We start from the raw sequence: 22,689 nt of genomic DNA, 5'->3' as shown, positions 1-22,689 counted from the left end.
GATGCTGCGGCGGGACGGTCGGACGCCTCAGTCGGCCGCTGCTGCCGCGGCTGCGAGCGCTGCAGCGTCGATGCTGCAGGAGGTGTCCAGGGCGATCACGCCGTAGGTCCACCCTCGACGCCTGTAGGCGACAGAGGGACGCGCGGTCTCAGAGTCGATGAAGAGGAAGAAGTCGTGCCCCACCATCTCCATCTCGTAGAGCGCGTCGTCGATGGTCATGGCCTCAGCCGAGTGGAGCTTCTGCCGGATCACGACAGGAGAGTCTCCGAGCTGCGTCTCGACGGTCTCGCCCGGGTCCGAGGGAGCTGTCGGCTCCGGGGTGACGGGCGGGAGCGGCGGCTCGTACGGCCGGACGTCCGCGGTGTCCATGGGGGCGGGGTTGCGGAAGCGGTTCTTGCGACGGTCGTTGGCGCGACGCAAGCGTTCGGTCAGCTTGTTCATCGCGAGGTCGAGTGCTCCGAAACGGTCGTCTGCTGCGGCTTCGGCGCGGACGACGGGTCCCTTGTCGCGGACGGTCAGCTCGACGCGTTCGCGGATCCCAGACTGCCGGGGGTTGTTCTCGTGAGTGACCTCGACGTCGACGCGCTGGGCGCTCGGTGCGAGCTGCTCGATCTTGGCGAGCTTGTCCTCAGCGTGTCGGCGAAAACGGTCAGCCACCTCGGTGTGCCTACCGACGACAACGATCTCCATGTGAGCCTCCAAGGGAGTGGGTGGGCGTTGCTCCAACGCCCGTCTACCAGGTACGGGGGCGCCCTCGCGGGAGCCAGTTCTTCACCACCTCCCACCTCTGTCGAGATCTTCTAGACAGGCTATCCCGTCCGACGACCCGAGTGCACCACGAGACTCTGAGAAGAGTCTGTGACACCCTCGTCGGAGCTCTCACCAGGGAGTTGTCGACCGATCGCGCCAGGCCTGGGTGCGACCGCCAGCACGAGCCCGAGGACGACCGAGCACCCCACCTCGTGCAGGGCGCGCTCGCACTCCGCGAGGGTCGCACCCGTGGTGAGGACGTCGTCGACGAGCACGCAGACGATCTCCCGCCCGGTCCCCGGCCGTGCGCGACGCCGGTGACGCCGGCGGGCCCGCAGCGCCCCGGAGAGGTTGCTCGCGCGCTCTCGCGCACCCAGGCCAGCCTGGTCGAGCGTCCGCCTCTTCCGGTGGCCCAGCGCACGGACGAGCCGGACGCCGGGCTCCTGCGCACGCCTGGCGGCCGCGCCCCGTCCTCCGGCTCTCCCCGAGCTCGCTGCGGGCCCCGCGCCCGACAGCACCTCGACCGCCGCCCGCGCGAGCTCGGTGGTCGGCTGCCTCCCGCGTCGGCGCACAGCAGAAGGCGTCGAGGGAGCCGGCACCACCCACACCTCGCAGCCCAGCCGGAGGTGCTCGTCGACGACGGCTCGGCCCTCGGCGACGACCTCGCGGAAACGCGAGACCAGGACCGGCGTGACGTCGGTCCGTCCGCGGTCCTTCCACGCACCGACGAGCGTCTTGACGGACCCGGCGTACGGGACGCCGGCGAGGACCGGCCACAGGCTCACGAGCCCGTCATCCTCCCCGGCGTCTGCCCCGAGACCTCCGGCTGGAGAGGCGCCGACGTCTCGGGTGGGGTCGCCCTCACGGTGCCGCGCCGGAGCAGCACGGGGCGCCGGCAGACGGGCGAGCCGCGGTGCTGACAGGTCAGCACGGCGCGCAGCCGTCCCGAGCGCACCGAGGCAGCCCGGGCAGACCACAGCGTCGGGGGCACCGCAGCCGGCACAGGCCAGCGGTACCACCAGGCGGACGAGGTCTTGGAGGAGTGTGACGCAGGTCGTGGTCGTCCGCTGAGATCTCATGGTCCGACGGTCCCAGGACCTGCCGCTGTCCGGCCATCCAGCCCGCGAGACCTGTGGACGTCACCCCGCGTCCAGCGCAGTGTGGACGACGAGTCCTGAGCCGCCGCGAGGACCCCGTCAACGCCGAGAGCGCCGGAGGGAGCAGGGCACCCGAGGCACCGGAGCCGAGGAGCCTGGGCACCCTGGTCGGCCTGGGCCATCCGGTCGGCCCTGTCGACCCGGCCGGCCCGGTCAGCCCGGGAAGGTCGGCAGCCTGACGTCCTGGGCGACCCGCGTCCAGGTCGCCCCTGTCGTCGCGCGGTTGAGCAGCTCGCCGTCTGTCGTGACCACGTAGACGGCGCGCCGTCCGCGGCCCGAGGCGATCCACTCGGCCCCCTCGACGCCAGACAGCGCCTCGGAGTGTGCAGCGAGCGGCACGAGGTGGACCGTGCGCACACCCGAGGTCTGGCCCTGGGCGAGCACGGCGAGCGTCGACTCGTCGACCCACACCACCTGCGAGGCGTCGACGACGGCCGCGCCTGCCACGAGCGCGTCGGAGAGCCTGACAGGGATGTCGGTGTCGCCCCGGACGATCCCGGCCACGTCGATCCTGGTCTGCCCCGCAGTCCCCGTGCCGTCGCGCGAGACCACGGCGATGCGCGCCCCGTCGCGGGACACCTGGATCGACACGACGCTGCGGCCGTCGAGCCAGTCGGCGGCCACAGCCGTCACCACACCGTCAGGGGACACGACCTGGAGCGGCGAGCCGGGGAGCATGTCCCCGGACCAGGTCCAGCCGAAGCGGTCGATCGACGGCGCGACGAGGTCTTTCCCGGTGAGCAGCACCCGGCTGGGCTCGGCTGCCGTCGCCGCGGTCCGGATCGTCGTCCGCCCCGACCTGTAGACCACCTCGGCCCCGGTCACGCTGATCGCGAGGGCCGTCGGGTCGCTGCCCGCGAGGCTCAGGAGACCCTCGACGGGCTCGACCCCGGAGCTGGACACCGTGCTGACGGCCTCGCCGCTGAGGACCAGCGGGCTCGCGAGCGCGGGCATGGGGTCACGGGTCGGGTCGACCCGTGTGCGGATGTCGAGCGGCGCAGAATTGACGGTCACCTCGACGGCCCGGACACCCGAGACACGCAGCAGCACGGCCTCGAGCTGGGCCCGGAGCATCGCCCGCTCGTCGTCTGTCGCCCCGAGCACCTCTTGGCTGAGGTCGACGCTCGCCGTCCCGTCCTCGTCCACCACGACCGAGTCGAGCACGAGCCGCGTGCCCTCGGGGGCGACGACGGAGACAGAGTCCCGCAGCCACTCGGACGGTCCCGCGAGCACCCCGTTGACAGCGTGCGCCGCGGTGTTGGTGCTCGGGTACCACCGCACGTCGGGGACGAGGAACTCTCCGTCCCGCGACGGGAAGTACAGGCTCGTCTGGCGGAAGATCGTGCTGAAGTTCGAGTCCGACATGAAGGTGCCGTCCTCGGTCCCGGTGATACGCCACTGGCCGTCGGGCTGCTGCTCGAGGGAGAACGAGAGGTCTTGCAGCGTGCCGACTGTCGCCTCGGTGTAGCGCCCCTCGGCGTCGAGCTGGGAGGTCACCGCGACCTGACCGCGGATCTCCGCGAGGACAGGTTCTGCTGGCTCGTCGGTCTCCGAGCCGTCGTCGAGGTCGGTCGGCGCACCGGCGATCGTCTCGTCCGTCGGGCCGGAGACCTGGTCCAGCTCGGGGTCGCGCGCCATGACGACGGTGCGCACCGTCGGGTCCCAGGCCTGAGCCGCGCCCTCGTCGAGGAACTCGCGGGCCGTCACCCAGTCTTCGTAGACGCCACCGGCCTGGGCGCTGAGGAATCCGGCGACGATCTCCTCAGGGCCGGCCCCGGCGCGCGGACCGCGCGGCTGGAGGTAGACGGGACCGGGGTCGGTGATGGTCACGTCGCCCCGCTGGACCCCGCCGTCCTGGGGGATCTGGGCACAGGCTCCCGTCACGAGCACGCTCGCGGCGACGAGCAGCCCCGTCACGGCGCGGCGGGCACGTCCGGGCCGCGATGTGCCACCGCTACCGGGTATGGACTGGTGCTCTCGTCGGCTCATCGTGGCCCTCCGAGCTCGTGGACGGGTCCGACGGCACCTGGACCTGCACCCTCGTCGCCGTCAGGCTCGTGGTCGTCGTGCCCGGGCAGGTGGGCGATGTCGGGCAGGCTCGCCGGTCCCGCCTCGTCGCTGCGGCGGACGTGCGTCTCCGGGTCCGACTCGCGGTCTTCTGGCGCCTGGCCGGCCTCCAGCTCGATCGGCGAGCTGGTCAGCACGATGCCTGCCCGCCGCGGCAAGGTCAGTCTGAAGGCCGCGCCCAGACCGGGTCGGGCCCACGCCTCGAGCCACCCGCCGTGCAGGAGCGCGTCCTCGAGTGAGATCGCGAGCCCGAGCCCTGTCCCGCCGCTCGTGCGCGCTCGCGCAGGGTCGGCGCGCCAGAACCTGTCGAAGACGTGCGAGACCTGGTCCTTGGGCATGCCGACCCCGTAGTCACGCACGTGCACGGCCACGGCGGTGAGGTTGGAGGAGACGCGTACCTCGACGGGACCGCTCTCGGCGTACTCGATCGCGTTGACCAGGAGGTTGCGCACCACCCTCTCGACCCGCCGGCGGTCGATGTCAGCCGTGACAGGCCGCTCGTCGAAGTAGGCCGCGACCCACACGTCCTTGCGCGAGGCGAGCGGGGTCGCGTGGTCGATCGCCGCGTTGACGACGTCCCGCAGGTCGAGCGCCTCGGCGTCGAGGACGGCGGCCCCGGCGTCGAAGCGGCTGATCTCGAGCAGGTCGGCCAGCAGGTCCTCGAACCTGTCGAGCTGCGCCTGGAGCAGCTCTGCAGACCGCTTGAGGACGGGATCGAGCTCGTCACGGCTCTCGTAGATGAGCTCGCTCGCCATGCGCACAGTGGTGAGCGGGGTGCGCAGCTCGTGCGAGACGTCCGAGACGAAGCGGCGCTGCAGGGTCGAGAGGTCGTCGAGGCGCTGGATCTGGTCCTGGAGGCTCTCGGCCATCTCGTTGAAGGAGCGGGCCAGCGTCGCGATCTCGTCTTCACCCTTGGCGAGCAGCCGCTCGTCGAGGTGCCCGTCGGCGAGGCGCTCGGCGACCTGCGCGGCGCGCTGCACCGGTCTGACCACCTGGCGGGTGACGACCCACGTGCTGCACGCGAGGAAGATCACCAGGGCCGCGCCGGCGATGGCGAGCACGCGCTGCATGAAGCTCAGGGTCTCCTGCTCGGCCTCGAGGGAGTACAAGAAGTACAGCTCGTAGCTCCCGGCGACAGGGACGTCGACCTTCGACCCGACGAGCACTCCCGGGATCGTCCCCGTCCCCGAGCTGTCGGGGATCGAGACAGACTGCCAGCGCTGCTCCTCGCCCTGGGCGGTCTGGGCACGCAGGTCGTCGGTGACGAGCCCGCTCAGCTGAGGCGCGGTGCTGCTGTTGAGGACCGAGGACGCGCTGTCGGGGTCGGTGCGCCAGAGGAAGATCTCGCGGCCGCTCGAGCCACCGCCCTGCAGCAGGCGGACCAGGTCGTTGACGAGCTGCTGGACGCCCGTCGTGGTCGTGGCGGTCGTCGTGTTGAAGGTCGTCTGCGCCTGGGAGGTCGAGCGCGCGCTCTCGGTGAGGACCTGGGTGATCCGCTGCTCGAAGAGACCGTCGCGGATCGCGCCCGAGAGGTAGGTGCTGAGCACCATCACGGCGAGGAGCCCGAAGCCGATCGCTGTCGACGTCACGCGCAGCTGCATCGACGTGCGCCAGGCACGCACGATCCTGCGCAGGGCCCACTGGACCCGGCGGACGGCACGTCGCAGGCTGCGTCTCACCGACCGGGGGACCGGACGAGGCGCCCCGGTCATGTCGCCGTGGCGCCAGCCTTGTACCCGACGCCGCGGACCGTCAGCACGATCTCGGGGATCTCGGGGTCGTGCTCGATCTTGGACCGCAGACGCTGCACGTGGACGTTGACGAGGCGGGTGTCGGCAGCGTGCCTGTAGCCCCAGACCTTCTCGAGCAGGACCTCGCGGGAGAACACCTGCCACGGCTTGCGGGCGAGGGCGACCAGCAGGTCGAACTCGAGGGGGGTCAGGGAGATCGCGGTGCCGCCCCGGGTCACGCGGTGACCGGTCACGTCGATCTCGAGGTCGCCGATGGTCAGCCGCTCGGGAGCCGGCTCGTCGGTCCTGCGCAGCCGCGCACGGATCCGGGCGACGAGCTCCTTCGGCTTGAAGGGCTTGGAGATGTAGTCGTCAGCACCGGACTCGAGACCCTGGACCACGTCGAGGGTGTCGCTCTTGGCGGTGAGCATGATGACGGGCACGCCGGACTCGGCGCGGATCTGACGGCACACCTCTGTCCCGTCCTTGCCCGGCAGCATGAGATCGAGCAGGACGAGGTCCGGGGAGGTGCTGCGGAAGACCCCGATCGCAGCGTCGCCGTCCGCACAGAACACCGGGTCGAATCCCTCGGTCTTGAGGACCAGCCCGATCATCTCGGCGAGCGCGGTGTCATCGTCAACGACCAGCACACGTGACTTCATCCAGCCATCTTGCCATCCTCCCCGCGTGGGCGGCGCGTGGCACGATGAGCAGGGAGGATGATCTTCCACGAGCAGCACCCCGTTCTGGTCCGGCGAGCACAGCGAGAGGCACCACCGATGACGAGCCCTGAGGACGCGCCCGAGGAGAAGCCCGCGCCGTTCGCACCGCCCGGTGGGACGCCGCCAGAGCCCGGTCCTGCTGCTCCCGCGCAGCCTGGTGCCGTGCAGCCCACCTCCCCGACGACCCCGGCACCCGGTGGCTGGGGCCAGCCCTCCGCGCAGGTCGGCTACGGCCAGCCCCGCTACGGGCAGTACGCACCGGGCGGCCCGCCGCAGGCCGCGCCCGGGGTTGGGCAGCAGCCGTACCCGGGCGCGCCGCCCTCGGGCCCCGGGTACGGGGCGCCGCAGAGCGGGCAGCAGCACGGCGGGCAGCCGCAGTACGGCGCGCAGCAGTACGGCGGTGCCCAGTACGGCGGGCAGCAGCACGGTGGCTTCCCCGCGCCGGGCTGGCGCCCGGGTCCGGCGAAGCCCGGGATCATCCCGCTGCGTCCGCTCTCCCTCGGCGAGATCTACGACGGTGCCTTCGCGGCGATCCGCAAGAACCCCAAGGTGATGCTCGGGGTGGTCGCCCTCGTGACCGCCGTGGCGACCATCGTCCCCGCGCTGATCTCCTACCTCCTCGCACCGTCGGCCAACCAGTGGCTCGACGACGGCGTCGTCTCGCTCTTCGACGACGGCTCGGGCCAGGTCTCCTCCGAGCTCGGGCTCGACGGCCTGGCCGGCCAGCTGTCCCAGACCCTCTTGGTCACGATCGGTGTGTACCTCGGCTCGATCGTCACGACAGGGCTGCTCATCGTGGCCATCTCGCGCTCGGTCATCGGCAAGTCCTTCACGGTCTCCGAGCTCTGGCTGCAGGTCCGTTCGAAGCTGGTCGGGCTCGTCGCGATCTCCCTGCTCCCCTCGATCGGCATCCTGCTGGTGGCCGGGGTCTTCATCGGCGCCATCGCCCTGCTGGCGTCGGCCGACGCCGTCGGGCTCGTGCTGCTCGTGACTGTCGTCGCGCTGATCGTGATCGTCGTGGTCGCCGTGTGGCTCACGACGAGGTTCATCCTCACCCCCGCCGCCTACGTCCTCGAGGGACAGCGGCTCGGCACGTCGATCGCCCGGGGGTGGACGCTGAGCCGCGGATCGTTCTGGAGGCTCTTCGGCATCTACCTGCTGTCGTCGATCATCACCTCGATCGTCTCCGGCCTCGTCGCCTCGCCCGGTCAGATCATCGCCAGCATCCTCTTCCCCACGGGTGACACCGTCCCCCTCGGCGCGGTCGCGATCACCGTCGTCGCGCAGATCATCGCCTCGACCATCTCGACGACCTTCTTGTCGAGCGTGGTCGCCCTGCTCTACATCGACGTGCGGATGCGGCGCGAAGGACTCGACGTCGAGCTGGCCGCGGCGGCCGACGAGGCCTGATGCACCTCGCAGGCATCCCCGTCGACCCTGACGCGACGACAGCCCGCGACCTGCTGCGCGGCGAGCTGACCAACCCCGTCTACCACGACAGCCCGACGCTCTTCGAGAGGTTCGTGCGCTGGTTCACCGGGTTGTTCGACGGTCTTGTCGTGCCCGGCGTCAGCGGTGTCTGGGGCGCGGTGCTCGTGGTCGCCGGCGTGCTCGTCGTCGCCGGCGTCGCGCTCGTCGTGTCCGGGCCGTTGCGCCGAGACCACCGCCGGACCGCGGCCCCGGTCCTGGACCAGGACGACACCCGGTCGGCTGCAGACCTCCTGGCTGCCGCGGATCAGCAGGCCCGCGCCGGCGACCTGGCCGGTGCGACGCTCGACGCGTTCCGCGCCCTCGTGCGACGCTGCGAAGAGCGCGCGCTGCTCGACGACACCCCCGGCAGGACCGCCGACGAGGCCGTCAGGGCGCTCGGGGCACCGTTCCCCGGCTACGCGTCGGCCCTCGACCACGCGGGCGACACCTTCGACGCCGTCTACTACGGGCGGCGCCCGAGCGACCGCAGCACCTACGACGGCATCCGCGCGCTCGACGACGCGCTCGCCGCGACCTCCCCGCAGCTGCCGGCCGCGCGCACGCCCGTCGTCGGGACGCTCTCATGAGCCTCCAGACGCCCGGGGCTCCGGCACCCGTGCCTCCGGCATCTCGGGTGTTTCCGCCGTCTCCGGTGTCTCCGGCAAGCACGACGACGACGTCGATGTCGTCGACCACCTCGGCCGCGTCTGCGAGCGCCGCGGTGCGCGGGGACGGGACCACCGTCGCGTCCCGCGCGCGTCGACGCTGGCGGACGTCCCGGATGGTCGTGGCCGGGCTCGCCGCAGCGCTGCTCGCCGGGGCCGTCCTCGTGACGCTGACCCCCACGACGTCGACCATCAGGTTCGCCGCCGACAACCCCTCCCCCGACGGCGGGATGGCGCTCGCGCAGGTGCTCGGCGACCAGGGGGTCAGGGTCCGCCCGACCACGTCGGTCGCCGAGGCGATCGGCCTCGCCGGCCCCGGGACGACCCTGCTGGTCGCCGACGACTACGGCATGCCCGACGACGTCGCACGGTCGCTGACCGGCACCGGTGCCCAGGTCGTGCTCGTCGCCCCCGGGCCCGAGCTCCTCGCCGCAGCGACAGACCAGGTGACCCACGCCTCCCGCAGCCCCGACCTCGCGACCCCGTCGCCCGCCCGCTGCGAGGACCCCGACGCCGTCGCGGCCGGTGAGGTCACGACGGCGGGTGCACTGCTCAGGCTCGCCGACGACGCGCAGGACGCGCAGGTCTGCTTCACCGACGCCTCGGGCGCCGGGCACTATGCCGTCACGACGCTCGACGACGACCCCGACGTCACCGTGCGCATCCTCGACGACGCGACAGGCCTGACCAACGCCCAGGTGACGACGGCAGGCAACGCGGCGCTCGGCCTGCGGATGCTGGGGCACGAGGAGACCCTCGTCTGGCTGGTCCCCGACCGCCCGACGACGGCCGACGAGCCCGGGGGCGTCATGGCCATGCTCCCGCCGTGGGCCGTGCCGCTCGCCGTCCAGCTGCTGCTGGTGGTGATCGTCCTGGCCCTGTGGCAGGGGCGGCGTCTCGGTCCGCTCGCGACCGAAGACCTCCCCGTCGTCGTGCGCTCCTCGGAGACGACGCTCGGACGGGGGCGCCTCTACAGGCGGTCGCGTGCCTACGGGCACGCCGGTGCGTCGTTGCGGGCCGGCGCTGCCGACAGGATCGCCCGGCGCCTGGGCCTGCCGAGGTCGAGCAGCCCCGACGCGCTCGTGGACGCCGTCTGCCGCGCCACCTCCCGACCCTCCGAGCAGGTGCTCGGACTCCTCTACGGACCACCCCCAGCAGGCGACGTCGAGCTGACGCGCCTGGCCACAGATCTCGACGAGCTGGAGAGCGAGGTTCACCGCGCGTGAGCACCCCACCCCCACCCCCCTCATCCGAGACCACCCCACCCGCAGACCCCCACGGATCCCAGGAGCCGAGCGTGAGCACCGAGAAGGCACTGGCCCCGGCGACCGCACCAGCCTCCGACGACCTGCGCGCCGTGCTCGGCCGTGTGCGAACCGAGGTCGCGAAGGGGGTCGTCGGCCAGGACGCCGCCGTGACGAGCCTGCTCATCGCACTGCTCTGCCGCGGCCACGTGCTGCTCGAGGGAGTCCCAGGCGTCGCGAAGACACTGCTGGTCCGCACGCTCGCGGCGACCCTCGCCCTCGACACCAAGCGTGTGCAGTTCACACCCGACCTCATGCCCGGCGACATCACCGGCTCGCTCGTCTACGACGCCCGGACGGCCGAGTTCAGCTTCCGTGAGGGCCCGGTCTTCACCAACCTGCTGCTCGCCGACGAGATCAACCGCACCCCTCCCAAGACCCAGGCGTCGCTGCTCGAGGCGATGGAAGAGCGCCAGGTGAGCGTCGACGGCGCGCCGCTGCCGCTGCCCGACCCCTTCCTCGTCATCGCGACGCAGAACCCCGTCGAGTACGAGGGCACCTACCCGCTGCCCGAGGCGCAGCTCGACAGGTTCTTGCTCAAGGTGCTGCTCCCGCTGCCCGAGCGCGACCAGGAGCTCGAGGTCCTCGCCCGGCACGCCGCCGGCTTCGACCCCCGCAACCTGGGGGCCGCGGGCGTCAGGTCGGTGGCGACCGCCGACGAGCTCGAGAGGGCGCGCCGCGAGGTCTCGCAGGTCCAGGTGTCGCCCGAGGTCCTGGGATACGTCGTCGACGTCTGCCGCGCGACGCGGTTCTCCCCCTCGCTGTCCCTCGGCGTCTCGCCCCGTGGCGCGACGGCCCTGCTCGCGACGTCTCGCGCCTGGGCCTGGCTCAACGGGCGCACCTTCGTCACGCCCGACGACGTCAAGGCGCTCGCCCACCCGACCCTGCGGCACAGGGTCCAGCTGCGCCCGGAGGCCGAGCTCGAGGGCGTCAGCGCCGAGACCGTCCTGTCGACGGTGCTCGCCTCTGTGCCTGTCCCGCGCTGACCCGTGGTCCTCACCTGGCGTGCCGTCGCCCTCACAGCGCTCGGGGTGGTCCCCGTGCTGCTCACAGGCAGCACGGGGACGGTCCTGCTCTGGGCCGTGGTGGTCGCCGCGCTCGTCGCGCTCGACGCAGGTCTCGCCGCGTCCCCGCGCGAGGTGTCGGTCGAGCGGACGGTCCCGCGGGCCGTGCGCCTCACCGAGCAGACACGGTCGACGCTGCTGCTGCGCAACGAGTCCCGGCGTCGGTTCGTCGGCGTGGTCCGCGACGCGTGGCAGCCCTCGGCAGGAGCCGTGTCGAACCGGCACGCCCTCGACCTTCCCCGAGGCGAGCAGCGCCGAGTCGCGACCACCCTCGTGCCGACCCGGCGCGGGGACCGGCAGGCCGACAAGGTGACGCTGCGCTCGCTCGGACCTCTCGGCATCGCCGGACGGCAGGCGTCGATCGTCGTCCCCGGTGTGCTGCGGGTGCTGCCCGAGTTCGCCTCCCGCCGTCACCTGCCGAGCCGTCTGGCCCGCCTGCGCGAGCTCGACGGGCAGGCCGCCGTGCAGATCCGGGGCGAGGGCACCGAGTTCGACTCGCTGCGCGAGTACGTCATCGGGGACGACGTCAGGTCGATCGACTGGCGTGCGTCTGCGCGCGGGCAAGAGATGGTCGTGCGCACGTGGCGTCCCGAGCGGGACCGACGGGTGCTCATCGTCCTCGACACAGCCCGCACCTCGGCGGCCCGGATCGGCGACCAGCCGAGGCTCGACGCGAGCATCGAGGCGGGTCTGCTGCTCGGGGCTCTCGCCTCCCGCGCGGGTGACAGGGTGGAGATGGTCGCCTACGACCGCCAGCTGCGCGCCCGGGTCGCCGGAGCCGCAGGCCCCCGGCTGCTGCCAGCCCTCGCCGACTCGATGGCACCGCTCGAGCCGAGCCTCGTCGAGACAGACTGGCCCGGGCTCGTGGGCCTGGTCCGCGAGCGCCTGTCGCAGAAGTCCCTCGTCGTGCTGCTCTCGACCCTCGAGCCCGCTGCGATCGAGACCGGTCTGCTGCCCGTGGTCGAGCAGCTGACAGCGCACCACACCGTGGTGCTCGCCTCGGTCGCCGACCCGGCGGTCGCCGAGCTGCGTGCCGGGCGGTCCACGGCCGCCGAGGTCTTCGACGCCGCGGCTGCCGAGCGCACCGAGCTCGAGCGTGCAGCAGCGACAATGGTCCTGGGCCGGCGCGGCGTCGACGTCGTGTCAGCCCTCCCCGACGAGCTCGCCCCGCGGCTCGCCGACACGTACCTCTCACTCAAGGCCGCAGGAAGGCTCTAGATGCGACTCTCACCCAACAGCTCCGAGGCGCGCGAGCGCCGCAACCGCCGCGTCGCGCTCGCGATCGTCGCGGCGCTCGTGCTGACGATCGCGGCACCGGCTCTGGCCCTCCTCCTCGGCTGAGCACCATCGGCTGGGCTGCGCGGGCCGGTCCGCGGGCCGCCGCGACGGCCCTTCCGGCAGACGGCGACCCGGTGCGATCCGGTCGCCGACCGAGTGCGAGACGATCGAGGACCAGACGGGTCTCAGCCCGCGACCTGCTGGACGCTCCCGGCACGTTCTTCGTCGAGGTCCCCGGTCGCGCCCTGCGCGACAGCGCGCCGGCCGAGCACGAGCACGTAGACCCAGAACACCGCGAGGGCGAGCGCCCCGATGACGATCTTGAGCCACCAGACGAGCGACGACCCGGTGACGAAGCCCTCGACGAGGCCTGACAGCGCGAGGGTCGCCACGAGGCCCACGGCCACGGTGAACAGCGAGCGCCCTTCCTCGGCGACGGCGCGACCGCGGGGCCTCGGGCCGGGCGAGACGAGCGTCCAGAAGATCTTGAGACCTGCGGCGCCGGCGACGAGGATCGACGTGAGCTCGAGCAGCCCGTGCGGCGTGATGAGCTGGAGGAACATCCCGAGCTCGCCGTAGTGCGCCATCATGCCGCCGATCGCACCGACCATGACGAAGTTCTGCACGAGCATGTAGACAGGCCAGATCCCGGTGATGCCGAAGGCGACGCACTGCGCGGCGATCCACGCGTTGTTGGTCCACACCACGGCGGCGAACCCTGCACCCGGGTCGTAGTACGAGGCGAAGGCGCTCTCGACGTACTCCTCGCGGTAGCTCGGCGGCCCGACCGCGGCCAGACCCTGCGGCGTGGTCGCGACCCACACACCGGAGACGACGGCGAGCAGCAGGCAGGCGAGGGTGACAGCCACGACCCACCAGCGGAGCCTGTAGAACGCGGCGGGCAGCGACACGAGGACGAAGGTCTTGACGTCTCGCCACGCGGGCTCGTGCGCCCCGGCGATGGTCGTGCGCGCCCGGTTGAGCGTCTGGGACAGCTCGGAGACCAGGACGGGGTCCGGCGCTGAGGAGCGCAGCGTCGACAGGTGAGTGGCGACGGTCTGGTACAGACGGACGAGCTCGTCAGCCTCGGCTCCGTCGAGGCGGCGGCGTCCGCTCAGCTGCTTGAGCCGCTCCCACTCGCCGCGGTGCACGTCGGAGAATGCGTCCAGGTCCACGGACGATACCCTGCCATAGAACTGTGCGGTGCGTCGCTCGACGTGCGCACCCCGACGGACCTGCAGGAGGACTCCGTGGACGACGGCATCGTCATCGGCGAGGGCGTGGTGCTCGACGCCCGTCCAGCGTCCTTCGCGACCCGGATGCTCGGCAGCGCGCTCGACATCGCCGTCCAGGGGGCGGTGCTGCTCGTCCTGCTGTGGCTCGCGACAGGGAGCGTCGCCGTCGGCGGCGAGGACATCGCGCCCGCGCTGCTCGTGTCGGTCCTCGTGCTCGTCATGGTCGTGGTGCCCACGACCGTCGAGACGCTGACCCGTGGCCGGTCCCTCGGCAAGCTGGCGACGGGCATCCGGGTGGTCCGCGACGACGGTGGGCCTGTGCGGGTGCGGCACGCGTTCATCCGGGCGCTCGTGGGCGTCGGGGAGCTGTGGCTCACCTTCGGGACCGTCGCGCTCGTCGCGTCCCTGACGAACACCAAGGGCAAGCGCATCGGCGACATGCTCGCCGGGACCTACGCGATCCGCATCCGCGGCGGGCGGTCGACCGTGGCTGTGGTCTACATGCCGCGGCCCCTCGCCGGCTGGGCGGCCTCCGCAGACATGCGCCGCCTCCCGGACGGCCTGGCCCTCGCGGTCCGGCAGTTCTTGGCCCGCGGGCAGAGGATGAACGAGACGTCGCGGGTCCGGATGGGGCAGGATCTCGCCGGGCGGGTCGAGAAGCTCGTCGCCCCCGGACCGCCGCCCGGGACCCCGCCCGAGACCTTCCTCATGGCCGTCCTCGCCGAGCGCCGCTCACGCGAGTGGGCCGCAGCCCAGCGTGCACGGTCTGTCGCTGCCGAGCAGGCCGAGACCGTCCGCACGCTCCCCTACGGGATCCCCGACCCGGCGCGCTGAGGGACCTCGGTCTGCAGCACCCGGCTCTGTCACCGCCGCGTCCCCTGCTGTCCCCTGCTGTGGTCGCCCTGTCCCCACCGTGTCCGCCGCTGTGCTCCCACGTCGTCCCCGTAGCGTCCCCACCGTGTCCCCGTCGCGATCATGCCGCGGCCAGGGCGACGACCGGGCGCGGTCGCCGCTGGCCGAGCTGCTCGATCCTCTCGAAGACGCGGACCAGCACGAGCAGCACCACCAGGCAGGCCGCGAACCACGCCGGCCGGGTGAGCCACCAGGACGAGGTCCACCCCTCGGGTAGATCCACGTGCGCACCGACGGTCATCAGGCCGATCACCACGAACATCGCGGTGAGGTGCCAGAGGTAGACGGTCATGGACCGCGCCGACAGCCACGCGACAGCGCGGGCCACCCATGGGGTCTGGGCGAGCGCCACCAGCGGTCCCCTCAGCGCGACCGCGCCGAAGACCTGCACGAGGGTGAGCGCGACGAGGCACAGGGTGGGCGGCCCCATGTTGGAGAAGGTGTCGCCGGGCATGCCCACCATGCTCAGCGGGTAGGGCCCCACGGTGACCGCGACCACGAGGCCGACGAGCCCGGCCGCTGCCAGCGCCGCGCAGGCCCGGGACGACCAGGAGAGCCGCCCGTCGGCGTAGGCGAAACCGAGCGTGTACGCGAAGGCCCACACGAGGAAGAGGTTGGCGAGCCCGACGTGGGGGACGTCGGCCCCGAAGCGCAGTGCGTCGACGCCCAGGGCGGCGGCACCGATCGCGGCGACCCCGACCACCCCGGTCTTGGCGTACCAGGCCAGCAGCCCGTGCGACGCGGCGAGCAGCACCACGTAGATGCCCAGGTACCAGAGCAGCTGTGGGGCGATGGTCGCCGCGACCTCGACGGCCCCCTCAGGCACCCCGAGGGCGGGCAGTGCTGCCCGCAGCACCAGCCAGGTCCCGGCGAAGACCGCGACGGGCGGGACCAGCCGCCGCAGCCGGACACCCATGAACTGCGACCATGGCGCAGGCCTGCGCCGCACCTGCCCGAAGGTCGCCGCCCCGGCGACGAAGAACATCAGCGGGATCACCTGGATCAGCCAGGTGACCACCCATCCCGGTCCGCTGCCCAGGACGTTGACGACGCTCATCTCGGAGCCGTCCCACGCGACCTGCGGCATGAGCCAGTGGGCGATCACCACGGCCACGGTCCCCACGGCACGCAGGAGGTCGAGCAGCGGGTCGCGGGCCTGGCGGGCCAGCGGTCCTGCCTGCGCGCCAGTCCTCGTCGCAGGGGTGGGAATGGTGGAGCGTGTCGCGGCGGACGACGACGCACGCTGCGCAGGCGGGCGAGAGACGTGCGTACCGGTCTGACTCAGGCGCACCTGGACGGTCGGCGTGGAGGGGGCGGGACGGGACATGTGGACGACCTCGAGAGCTGGGGGACTGTGCTCTTCGAGTCTTGTCGTCGCAGGTCACGGCGCCCATGGGACAGTCCTCCGAGTCGCACGGAGGCCGACCCACCCAGCGGGGTGAGGCCGTCCCACCCACCAGGGTCGGGTTCTCCCACCCCCGTCGCTGAGGGCCCGTCGTGCGGTCCGTCCCTCAGGCGTTGAGGCGGCGCAGCACGGCGAGGACACGGCGGTGGTCGCCGGCGTCGAGCGGGAGGTCGAGCTTGGTGAAGATCGACGAGACGTTCTTCTCGACGGCCCCGTAGGAGAGCACCAGACGCTCGGCGATCGCGGTGTTGGACCGCCCCTGGGCCATCAGCTCGAGGACCTCGTTCTCCCGCGGGGTCAGGCGGGTGAGGCCGTCGTCGGCCCGCGCGGCTCCCATGAGCTGGGTGACGACCTCGGGGTCGAGGACCGTGTGGCCGTCGGCGATGCGCTCGAGGGCGTCGATGAAGTCCGAGACGTCGGCGACACGGTCCTTGAGCAGGTAGCCGACACCGCGGGCGTCACCAGTGAGCAGCTGGGCGGCGAACCGGGTCTCGACGTACTGCGAGAACAGCAGCACACCCTGCTGCGGGTCGGCCGAGCGGATCGCGAGCGCAGCGTGCAGGCCCTCGTCGGTGAAGGTCGGGGGCATCCGGATGTCGATGATGACCACGTCGGGTGCGCGCTCGGGCTCGAGGTCGGCGAGGAGCGCGCGGAGCTGCTCGCCGTCGCCCGCCGCCCCGACGACCTCGTGGCCGCGCCGGGTGAGGAGCGCGACGAGGCCGTCGCGCAGGATGACGGAGTCTTCGGCGATGAGCAGACGCACGGGGCTGTCCTGTCGGTCGTGGTGCGGGTGGGTGGTACGGGGCCGGACGGACGTCCGGGTGGTGGACTGCTCAGACGTGCAGCGGCAGCACGACAGTGACGAGCGTAGGCCCACCGGGCGGGCTGGTGACGACGAAGGTCCCGTCGACCGAGCCGACCCGTTCGGACAGACCGGCGAGCCCGCTGTGGTGACCTTCGGCGTCGGGGACGAGGATCACCGCTCCGCCGACCCCGTCGTCACGGATCTCCAGGCGCAGAGCCCGGGCCCGGACGGCAACCCGCACGTACAGGGCCGTGGCCTGGGCGTGCTTGATCGCGTTGGTGAGGAGCTCCGTCACACAGAAGTACGCGATGGTCTCGATCGCCTCGGCAGGCCGTGACGCCGGCGGGCCCGGGAGGTCGACGTCGAGCTGGACGGGCAGCGGGCTGCGCGCCGCCAGGGTCTCGAGGGCGACCCCGAGACCGTTGTCGAGGGCCGGCGGGTGGATCCCGCGGGACAGCTCTCGGAGCTCGACGAGCGTCTCCTTGGTCGAGACGTGCGCCGCAGCGATGAGATCAGTCAGCTCGCGCGAGGCCCCGCTGGCCGAGGCCTGCTCCTTCGCCTCGCCGAGCTGCATGGCGATCGCCACGAGCCTCGCCTGGGTGCCGTCGTGCAGGTTGCGCTCGATGCGGCGCAGCGTCGAGTCGGCGTCCTCGACAGCACGCCCGCGCGACTGCTCGAGGCTCGCGACACGCATGCTCGCCTCCGTGGGACCGAGCAGGCCCTCGGCGAGCATCCTGTGCAGGTGCGCCAGGCCGCGGACGATCGCCGCCCCGACGAAGAACAGCAGCAGGCCGGCGACAGCCATGACCACCTGGCGCGGGGTGGTGTCGACGAAGTAGTCGGGGAGCAGCTCGGCACCGCGGTGCAGGACACCTCGGGTGTCCGGGACGGCGGGGAGGAACCTGGACCAGTACCAGTGGGTCACGGCACCGAGCGGGACGGCGAGCCACACGACGGCGATCACGAGGGTGGCGATCGCGAGGGGCAGCTGGAGCACCATGAACGCGACGGCGCGCCAGCCGACGCCGTCGCAGACCATCGACCAGATCCCGGCCCAGAGACCCTTCTTGCGGCGGAACGGCCGCGGGTTGTTGATCTCGGCGCGCAGCATCCCGCGGGCCAGCCCGCGGTCGGCGGCTCCGAAGCCCCGCGCGCCCACGATCATCGCGCCGAGGATCCCGCCCCCGCCGACCACCGTCACGAGGAGCCCGGCGGTCAGCGCGAACATCACGACGACGTAGACGAAGCCGACGACCGACCACAGGGTGACCACGAACAGGTAGGCGAGCTCACGCCAGGTGCGAGCCCTGAAGGCACCGCTGAAGAACCCGACGCGCTCGAGGGGCTCAGGCTCCCGGGCGCGCCGCCAGGGGTAGGTCAGCGTCTCCATGCTCTCCATCGTCGTCACTGCCGGGCGCGCCGACCAGGGTGGCGTCCGCCGAGGTGCACGGGGGAGGTCCCCCGCGCGCCCCGACGGACGTGCCTCTCTCGCACGTCGCTCAGTACCTGTAGTGCTCTGCCTTGTAAGGGCCGTCTGCGTCGATGCCGAGGTAGCCGGCCTGCGCCGGGCTCAGCGTGGTGAGGCGGACACCGAGGGCGTCGAGGTGCAGGCGTGCGACCTTCTCGTCGAGGATCTTCGGCAGGCGGTGCACGGCCACGGGGTACGCCTCGTCGGTCCCGGCCTTGGTGTAGATCTCGATCTGGCCGATCACCTGGTTGGCGAAGGAGTTGCTCATGACGAAGGACGGGTGACCCGTCGCGTTGCCGAGGTTGAGCAGGCGCCCCTCGGACAGCACGATGATCGACCGACCGGCACGCTCCCCCGTCGTGAAGGTCCACTCGTGCACCTGCGGCTTGATCTCGGTGCGCGTGACACCGGGGACCTGGGCGAGACCGGCCATGTCGATCTCGTTGTCGAAGTGGCCGATGTTGCCGACGATCGCCTTGTTCTTCATCCGCGTCAGGTGGTCGGCCGTGATGACGTCCTTGTTGCCCGTCGTGGTGATGAAGAAGTCGGCCTCGTCGAGGACGTCTTCGATCGTGGCGACCTGGTAGCCGTCCATCGCGGCCTGCAGGGCGCAGATCGGGTCGATCTCGGAGACGATGACGCGCGTGCCCTGGCCGCGGAAGGCCTCGGCCGCGCCCTTGCCCACGTCGCCGTAGCCAGCCACGAAGGCGACCTTGCCACCCATGAGCACGTCGGTCGCGCGGTTGATGCCGTCCGGCAGGGAGTGGCGGATGCCGTACTTGTTGTCGAACTTGCTCTTGGTGACCGAGTCGTTGACGTTGATCGCCGGGAACAGCAGCTGACCGGACTCGGCGAGCTGGTAGAGCCTGTGGACGCCTGTCGTCGTCTCCTCGGTGACACCGAGGATGTTCTCGGCGATCGTGGTCCAGCGCAGCGGGTCGTCCTGAAGCACGCGGCGCAGGAGCGCGAGGACGACGTTGGTCTCCTCGGAGTGGTTGGGCTCCCCCGGGCGGGTGTCCGGCGGGACGGCGCCGGCACGCTCGTAGGCGAGGCCGTCGTGCACCAGCAGCGAGGCGTCGCCGCCGTCGTCGAGGATCATGTTGGGACCTGCGTAGGGGGCGTCGACGCCGTCGACGGAGTCGCTCGGCCAGAGCAGGATCTGCTCCGTGCACTCCCAGTACTCCTCGAGGCTCTCGCCCTTCCACGCGAAGACCGGGACACCCTGCGGGTCCTCGACCGAGCCGTGAGGTCCGACGACCACGGCGGCGGCGGCCTCGTCCTGGGTCGAGAAGATGTTGCAGGACGCCCAGCGCACCTTCGCACCGAGGGCTGTGAGCGTCTCGATGAGCACGGCAGTCTGCACGGTCATGTGGATCGACCCTGCGATGCGGGCGCCCGCGAGCGGCTGGCTCTCGCCGTACTCGGCGCGCAGCGCCATCAGACCGGGCATCTCGTGCTCGGCGAGGCGGATCTGGTGCCGACCCGCCTCCGCGAGGGAGAGGTCGCGGACCTTGTACTGGCCGGGGGACTCGCTGAAGCTGTGCGTCGACATGATGCTCCGAGGTCTCGGTGTGAGGGTCGTCGCCAGACTACTCGGCGAGCACCCTCCCAGCAGGGTTGTCCACAGGTGCCCGGAGGGCTGCTGCTGCACCTCGCAGACCTCGCGAGCCGCCCGGGCTCGACAGTGCGGACAAGCGTCGCGAGATGACCGATCGTTGACCGGATCGCCTCTGGCGGGCAAGGCTTGGCAAACTTCAGCAGGCGTGAGCCACGCCACTGGATTCCTGTGACCCAGGCAACATCCGCTGATTTGCAGCGATTGAGTAGATCACAGACGGGTAACGATCGTGATCCGCGGCAGATCGCCGACGAGCCGCAGGTTTCCGGGTAAAGGAACGGTATCGCCACCCTCCGTTCACCGCTCGAGCATTAGCCACGACGGAGCGCATGGGGCATGGTGGAAAAGACCGATCAAGGACACGATCGGCCTGCGAGCGCCTTGAGCCGCCGCCGTCCGACGTGGAGTCATCCCGGACCGGTCGCGTGATCTCGGCGCTGTGGCGCGACGAGCTCGTCTCGACTGCGCCTTCGCCTCGACGCCCTTCCCGGCACCCTCCCAGGTGCCGTCCTGGTGCGCCGACGCAGGCCTCACCCTGCCGCCAAGCAACGGACGGCAGGACACGCGAACGGGGAGACAGTGACCGTAGGACCAGGAGTCACCACACAGCAGGACCCGCACCAGGCAGGACGCACGGACGCAGCGGCAGGACAGGCCGCGCCCAGCGACTCCGACCAGGGTGTGCAGGATTCGCTGCTGAGCAAGACCACCGGCACGGCCACCGGGGCCGAGGGCACGCCCGCGGTGCAGGTCGAGAACGTCTACAAGATCTTCGGCCGCCGCTCCGGCGAGGCCGCACGCAAGCTCAAGGCCGGCGCGAGCCGCGCCGACGTCGCCTCGCTCGGCACCGCCGCGGTGATCGACGCGAGCTTCGAGGTCGCCAAGGGCGAGATCTTCGTCGTCATGGGCCTCTCGGGCTCGGGCAAGTCCACGCTGATCCGCATGCTCAACGGTCTGTGGAAGCCGACGTCGGGGACTGTGCGCCTCGGCGGGCAGGACATCAACGCCGTCGGCGCCAAGAAGCTCCGTGACATCCGCCAGAAGAGCGTGAGCATGGTGTTCCAGCACTTCGCGCTGCTGCCGCACCGCACCGTGCTCGACAACGCCGCGTACCCGCTCGAGATCCAGGGCGTCGACAAGGCCAGCCGCCTCGAGCGTGCCCGCACGGCCCTCGACCTCGTCGGCCTGACCGACTGGGCCGACAAGCTGCCCTCGCAGCTCTCGGGCGGCATGCGCCAGCGTGTGGGCCTGGCCCGTGCCCTGGCCGCCGACACCGACGTGCTGCTCATGGACGAGGCCTTCTCGGCCCTCGACCCGCTGATCCGCCGAGAGATGCAGGAACAGCTCGTCGAGCTCCAGAGCAAGCTCGGCAAGACCATCATCTTCATCACGCACGACCTCAACGAGGCCATGTTCCTCGGCGACCGCATCGCCGTCATGCGCGACGGACGCATCGTGCAGATCGGGTCCTCGGAGGAGATCCTCTCCGACCCGGCCAACGACTACGTCGCGCAGTTCGTCGCCGACGTCGACCGCACCCGCGTGCTCACGGCCTCCTCGCTCATGCACCGCCCGCGTGCCGTCGTCCCGATGTCTGCGGGTCCCCGCGGGGCCTCCCGCACGATGCGCGAGGCGCAGGTCTCCGCCGCGTACGTCGTCGACCGCTCGCGCACGCTGCGCGGCGTCGTCTACGACGCCGAGGTGGTCGACGCCCTGCGCGCCGGTGTCACCTCGCTCGAGGGCCTCGTCCGCGACGACCTCACCGCTGTCACCGAGGACACCTCGCTCGCCGAGGTCTTCGCCCCCGCGGCCGAGTCGCCGCTCCCCGTGCCCGTCACCGACGCGGCGGGACGCCTCGTCGGCGTCATCCCGCGCGTGGTGCTGCTCGAGGCCATGGTGCCTCAGCACCTCGAGGAGACGACCGACGAGACCCGCACGCAGGGCAGCGCGGACGACGACACCGTCGCGTCCGCCGCGGTCGAGCAGGCACCGACGAGCGCCGGGGCCGCTGACGCGGTCGCCGCAGCGCCCGTGCCCGCCGACCCGTCCGAGCAGACGACAGGAGAACGCCCGTGATCACCGCCGCAGAGACCCAGTCGGGTCTCCCCCGCATCCCCTTCGGCGACTGGGTGGACACGGCAGTCTCGTGGATCACCTCGACCTTCGCCTGGCTCTTCGACCTCGTCAAGGACGTCGTCGTCTGGTGCTACGACCAGATCGACCTCGTGCTCAGCGCGCCACCGTTCTGGGTCATCGCCCTCGTGCTCGCCGCCCTCGCCTTCTGGGCCAAGGGCTGGAGGCTGGGCCTGGGAGCCCTCGTCGGCTTCGCGGTCATCGACGTGATGGACCAGTGGAGCAACGCGATGGACACCCTCGCGCTCGTCATCCTGGCGAGCGTCATCGCCCTGGTGATCGGCATCCCGCTGGGTATCTGGGCCGCGCGCAACGACGCGGTCTCGCGCGTGCTGCGCCCGGTGCTCGACTTCATGCAGACCATGCCGGCCTTCGTGTACCTCATCCCGACGGTCATCATCTTCCGCGTCGGCGTGGTCCCCGGCATCATCGCGACCGTGATCTTCGCGCTCGCCCCGGGCGTCCGCTTCACCGAGCTGGGCATCCGTCAGGTCGACCGTGAGGTCGTCGAGGCCGGGCACGCCTTCGGTGCGACCGAGGGACGCATCATGCGCCAGATCCAGCTGCCCCTCGCGCTGCCGACCATCATGGCCGGGATCAACCAGGTCATCATGCTCGCGCTGTCGATGGTGGTCATCTCCGGCATGGTCGGGGCCGCCGGTCTCGGCGGCGACGTCGTCGCCGCTCTCAACCGCGTCAACATCTCGCTCGGCTTCGAGGCCGGTCTCTCCGTGGTCATCCTCGCGATGTTCCTCGACCGCATCACCTCGGCCCTCGCCGACCGCGCCCCCGTGGCCAAGGCCCTCAAGGCCGCCGCGGTCTGACACACCCGTCCGCGGCTCCGGGGCTGTCGTCACCGACGGCCTCGGCGCTGCGTCTGCACCACCTACCAACCCCGCGGCAGCG

At 71.6% G+C, this 22,689-nt stretch carries 19 protein-coding genes; 9 read left to right on the top strand and 10 right to left on the bottom strand.

Annotated features, from left to right (window positions below):
* Positions 1-27 precede the first annotated feature (27 nt).
* The 5 genes from hpf to mtrA all read right to left on the bottom strand — a co-directional run bounded on the left by hpf (position 28) and on the right by mtrA (position 6,366).
* Positions 28-690 (bottom strand): ribosome hibernation-promoting factor, HPF/YfiA family, encoded by a 663-nt coding sequence (gene hpf / locus ASG53_RS18630; protein WP_056136862.1) that lies wholly within the window; start codon positions 688-690, stop codon positions 28-30.
* A 119-nt stretch (positions 691-809) separates the two neighbouring features.
* Entirely contained in the window at positions 810-1,535 is a 726-nt protein-coding gene (locus tag ASG53_RS18625) for a ComF family protein (protein ID WP_156382892.1), read from the bottom strand.
* Positions 1,536-2,060: 525 nt separating this feature from the next.
* Positions 2,061-3,824, bottom strand: coding sequence for an LpqB family beta-propeller domain-containing protein (locus ASG53_RS18620; RefSeq protein WP_056136858.1), 1,764 nt, complete (start codon positions 3,822-3,824; stop codon positions 2,061-2,063).
* Positions 3,825-3,892: 68 nt separating this feature from the next.
* Positions 3,893-5,653: an MtrAB system histidine kinase MtrB gene (gene mtrB, locus ASG53_RS18615; RefSeq protein WP_082544223.1), complete on the bottom strand. Its 1,761-nt coding sequence runs from the start codon at positions 5,651-5,653 to the stop codon at positions 3,893-3,895.
* Positions 5,654-5,682: 29 nt separating this feature from the next.
* Positions 5,683-6,366: an MtrAB system response regulator MtrA gene (mtrA, locus tag ASG53_RS18610; protein ID WP_056136853.1), complete on the bottom strand. Its 684-nt coding sequence runs from the start codon at positions 6,364-6,366 to the stop codon at positions 5,683-5,685.
* A gap of 117 nt (positions 6,367-6,483) precedes the next feature.
* On the opposite strand from mtrA, the gene ASG53_RS20535 reads away from it, so the two are divergent.
* From ASG53_RS20535 to ASG53_RS20530, 6 genes are all read left to right on the top strand, one after another.
* Entirely contained in the window at positions 6,484-7,836 is a 1,353-nt protein-coding gene (locus tag ASG53_RS20535) for a hypothetical protein (protein WP_156382891.1), read from the top strand.
* Complete coding sequence (locus ASG53_RS18600) at positions 7,836-8,483, top strand: DUF4129 domain-containing protein (RefSeq protein ID WP_056136849.1); 648 nt, start codon at positions 7,836-7,838, stop codon at positions 8,481-8,483. The genes ASG53_RS20535 and ASG53_RS18600 overlap by 1 nt, the downstream gene beginning before the upstream one ends.
* A gap of 95 nt (positions 8,484-8,578) precedes the next feature.
* A complete protein-coding gene (locus ASG53_RS18595) occupies positions 8,579-9,787 on the top strand; it encodes a DUF4350 domain-containing protein (protein ID WP_056136847.1) in 1,209 nt (402 codons plus the stop codon).
* 71 nt (positions 9,788-9,858) lie between these two features.
* Positions 9,859-10,851, top strand: a complete 993-nt coding sequence (locus tag ASG53_RS18590) for an AAA family ATPase (RefSeq protein WP_056136845.1) — start codon at positions 9,859-9,861, stop codon at positions 10,849-10,851.
* Between the two features lie 3 nt (positions 10,852-10,854).
* Positions 10,855-12,147 carry a DUF58 domain-containing protein gene (locus ASG53_RS18585; RefSeq protein ID WP_056136842.1) on the top strand — a complete coding sequence of 431 codons (1,293 nt, stop codon included), beginning with the start codon at positions 10,855-10,857 and terminating at the stop codon, positions 12,145-12,147.
* Positions 12,148-12,270 carry a hypothetical protein gene (locus tag ASG53_RS20530; protein ID WP_257152708.1) on the top strand — a complete coding sequence of 41 codons (123 nt, stop codon included), beginning with the start codon at positions 12,148-12,150 and terminating at the stop codon, positions 12,268-12,270. It abuts the gene before it with no gap.
* 122 nt (positions 12,271-12,392) lie between these two features.
* Here ASG53_RS20530 and ASG53_RS18580 read toward each other — a convergent pair whose 3' ends face one another.
* The gene (locus tag ASG53_RS18580; RefSeq protein WP_056136840.1) at positions 12,393-13,382 is read right to left on the bottom strand and encodes a stage II sporulation protein M; all 990 of its coding nucleotides are present in this window, start codon (positions 13,380-13,382) and stop codon (positions 12,393-12,395) included.
* Positions 13,383-13,457: 75 nt separating this feature from the next.
* On the opposite strand from ASG53_RS18580, the gene ASG53_RS18575 reads away from it, so the two are divergent.
* Complete coding sequence (locus tag ASG53_RS18575) at positions 13,458-14,276, top strand: RDD family protein (RefSeq protein ID WP_056137154.1); 819 nt, start codon at positions 13,458-13,460, stop codon at positions 14,274-14,276.
* Positions 14,277-14,415: 139 nt separating this feature from the next.
* Here the strand turns inward: ASG53_RS18575 and ASG53_RS18570 are convergent, their stop codons facing one another.
* The 4 genes from ASG53_RS18570 to ahcY all read right to left on the bottom strand — a co-directional run bounded on the left by ASG53_RS18570 (position 14,416) and on the right by ahcY (position 19,584).
* Complete coding sequence (locus ASG53_RS18570) at positions 14,416-15,681, bottom strand: acyltransferase family protein (RefSeq protein ID WP_056136838.1); 1,266 nt, start codon at positions 15,679-15,681, stop codon at positions 14,416-14,418.
* 184 nt (positions 15,682-15,865) lie between these two features.
* Positions 15,866-16,522, bottom strand: a complete 657-nt coding sequence (locus tag ASG53_RS18565; RefSeq protein ID WP_056136836.1) for a response regulator transcription factor — start codon at positions 16,520-16,522, stop codon at positions 15,866-15,868.
* A gap of 70 nt (positions 16,523-16,592) precedes the next feature.
* Complete coding sequence (locus tag ASG53_RS18560) at positions 16,593-17,954, bottom strand: sensor histidine kinase (protein ID WP_235534000.1); 1,362 nt, start codon at positions 17,952-17,954, stop codon at positions 16,593-16,595.
* A 109-nt stretch (positions 17,955-18,063) separates the two neighbouring features.
* The gene (ahcY, locus tag ASG53_RS18555) at positions 18,064-19,584 is read right to left on the bottom strand and encodes an adenosylhomocysteinase (RefSeq protein ID WP_056136835.1); all 1,521 of its coding nucleotides are present in this window, start codon (positions 19,582-19,584) and stop codon (positions 18,064-18,066) included.
* A gap of 810 nt (positions 19,585-20,394) precedes the next feature.
* On the opposite strand from ahcY, the gene ASG53_RS18550 reads away from it, so the two are divergent.
* On the top strand, positions 20,395-21,726 hold the full coding sequence (locus tag ASG53_RS18550; RefSeq protein WP_056137150.1) for a quaternary amine ABC transporter ATP-binding protein: 1,332 nt from the start codon (positions 20,395-20,397) through the stop codon (positions 21,724-21,726).
* Entirely contained in the window at positions 21,723-22,607 is an 885-nt protein-coding gene (locus ASG53_RS18545; protein WP_056136832.1) for an ABC transporter permease, read from the top strand. The genes ASG53_RS18550 and ASG53_RS18545 overlap by 4 nt, the downstream gene beginning before the upstream one ends.
* Positions 22,608-22,689: the final 82 nt, after the last annotated feature.

Source organism: Sanguibacter sp. Leaf3, from assembly GCF_001425965.1.
Taxonomy (GTDB): domain Bacteria; phylum Actinomycetota; class Actinomycetes; order Actinomycetales; family Cellulomonadaceae; genus Sanguibacter; species Sanguibacter inulinus.
This window is presented reverse-complemented; position numbering and strand designations above follow the sequence as displayed.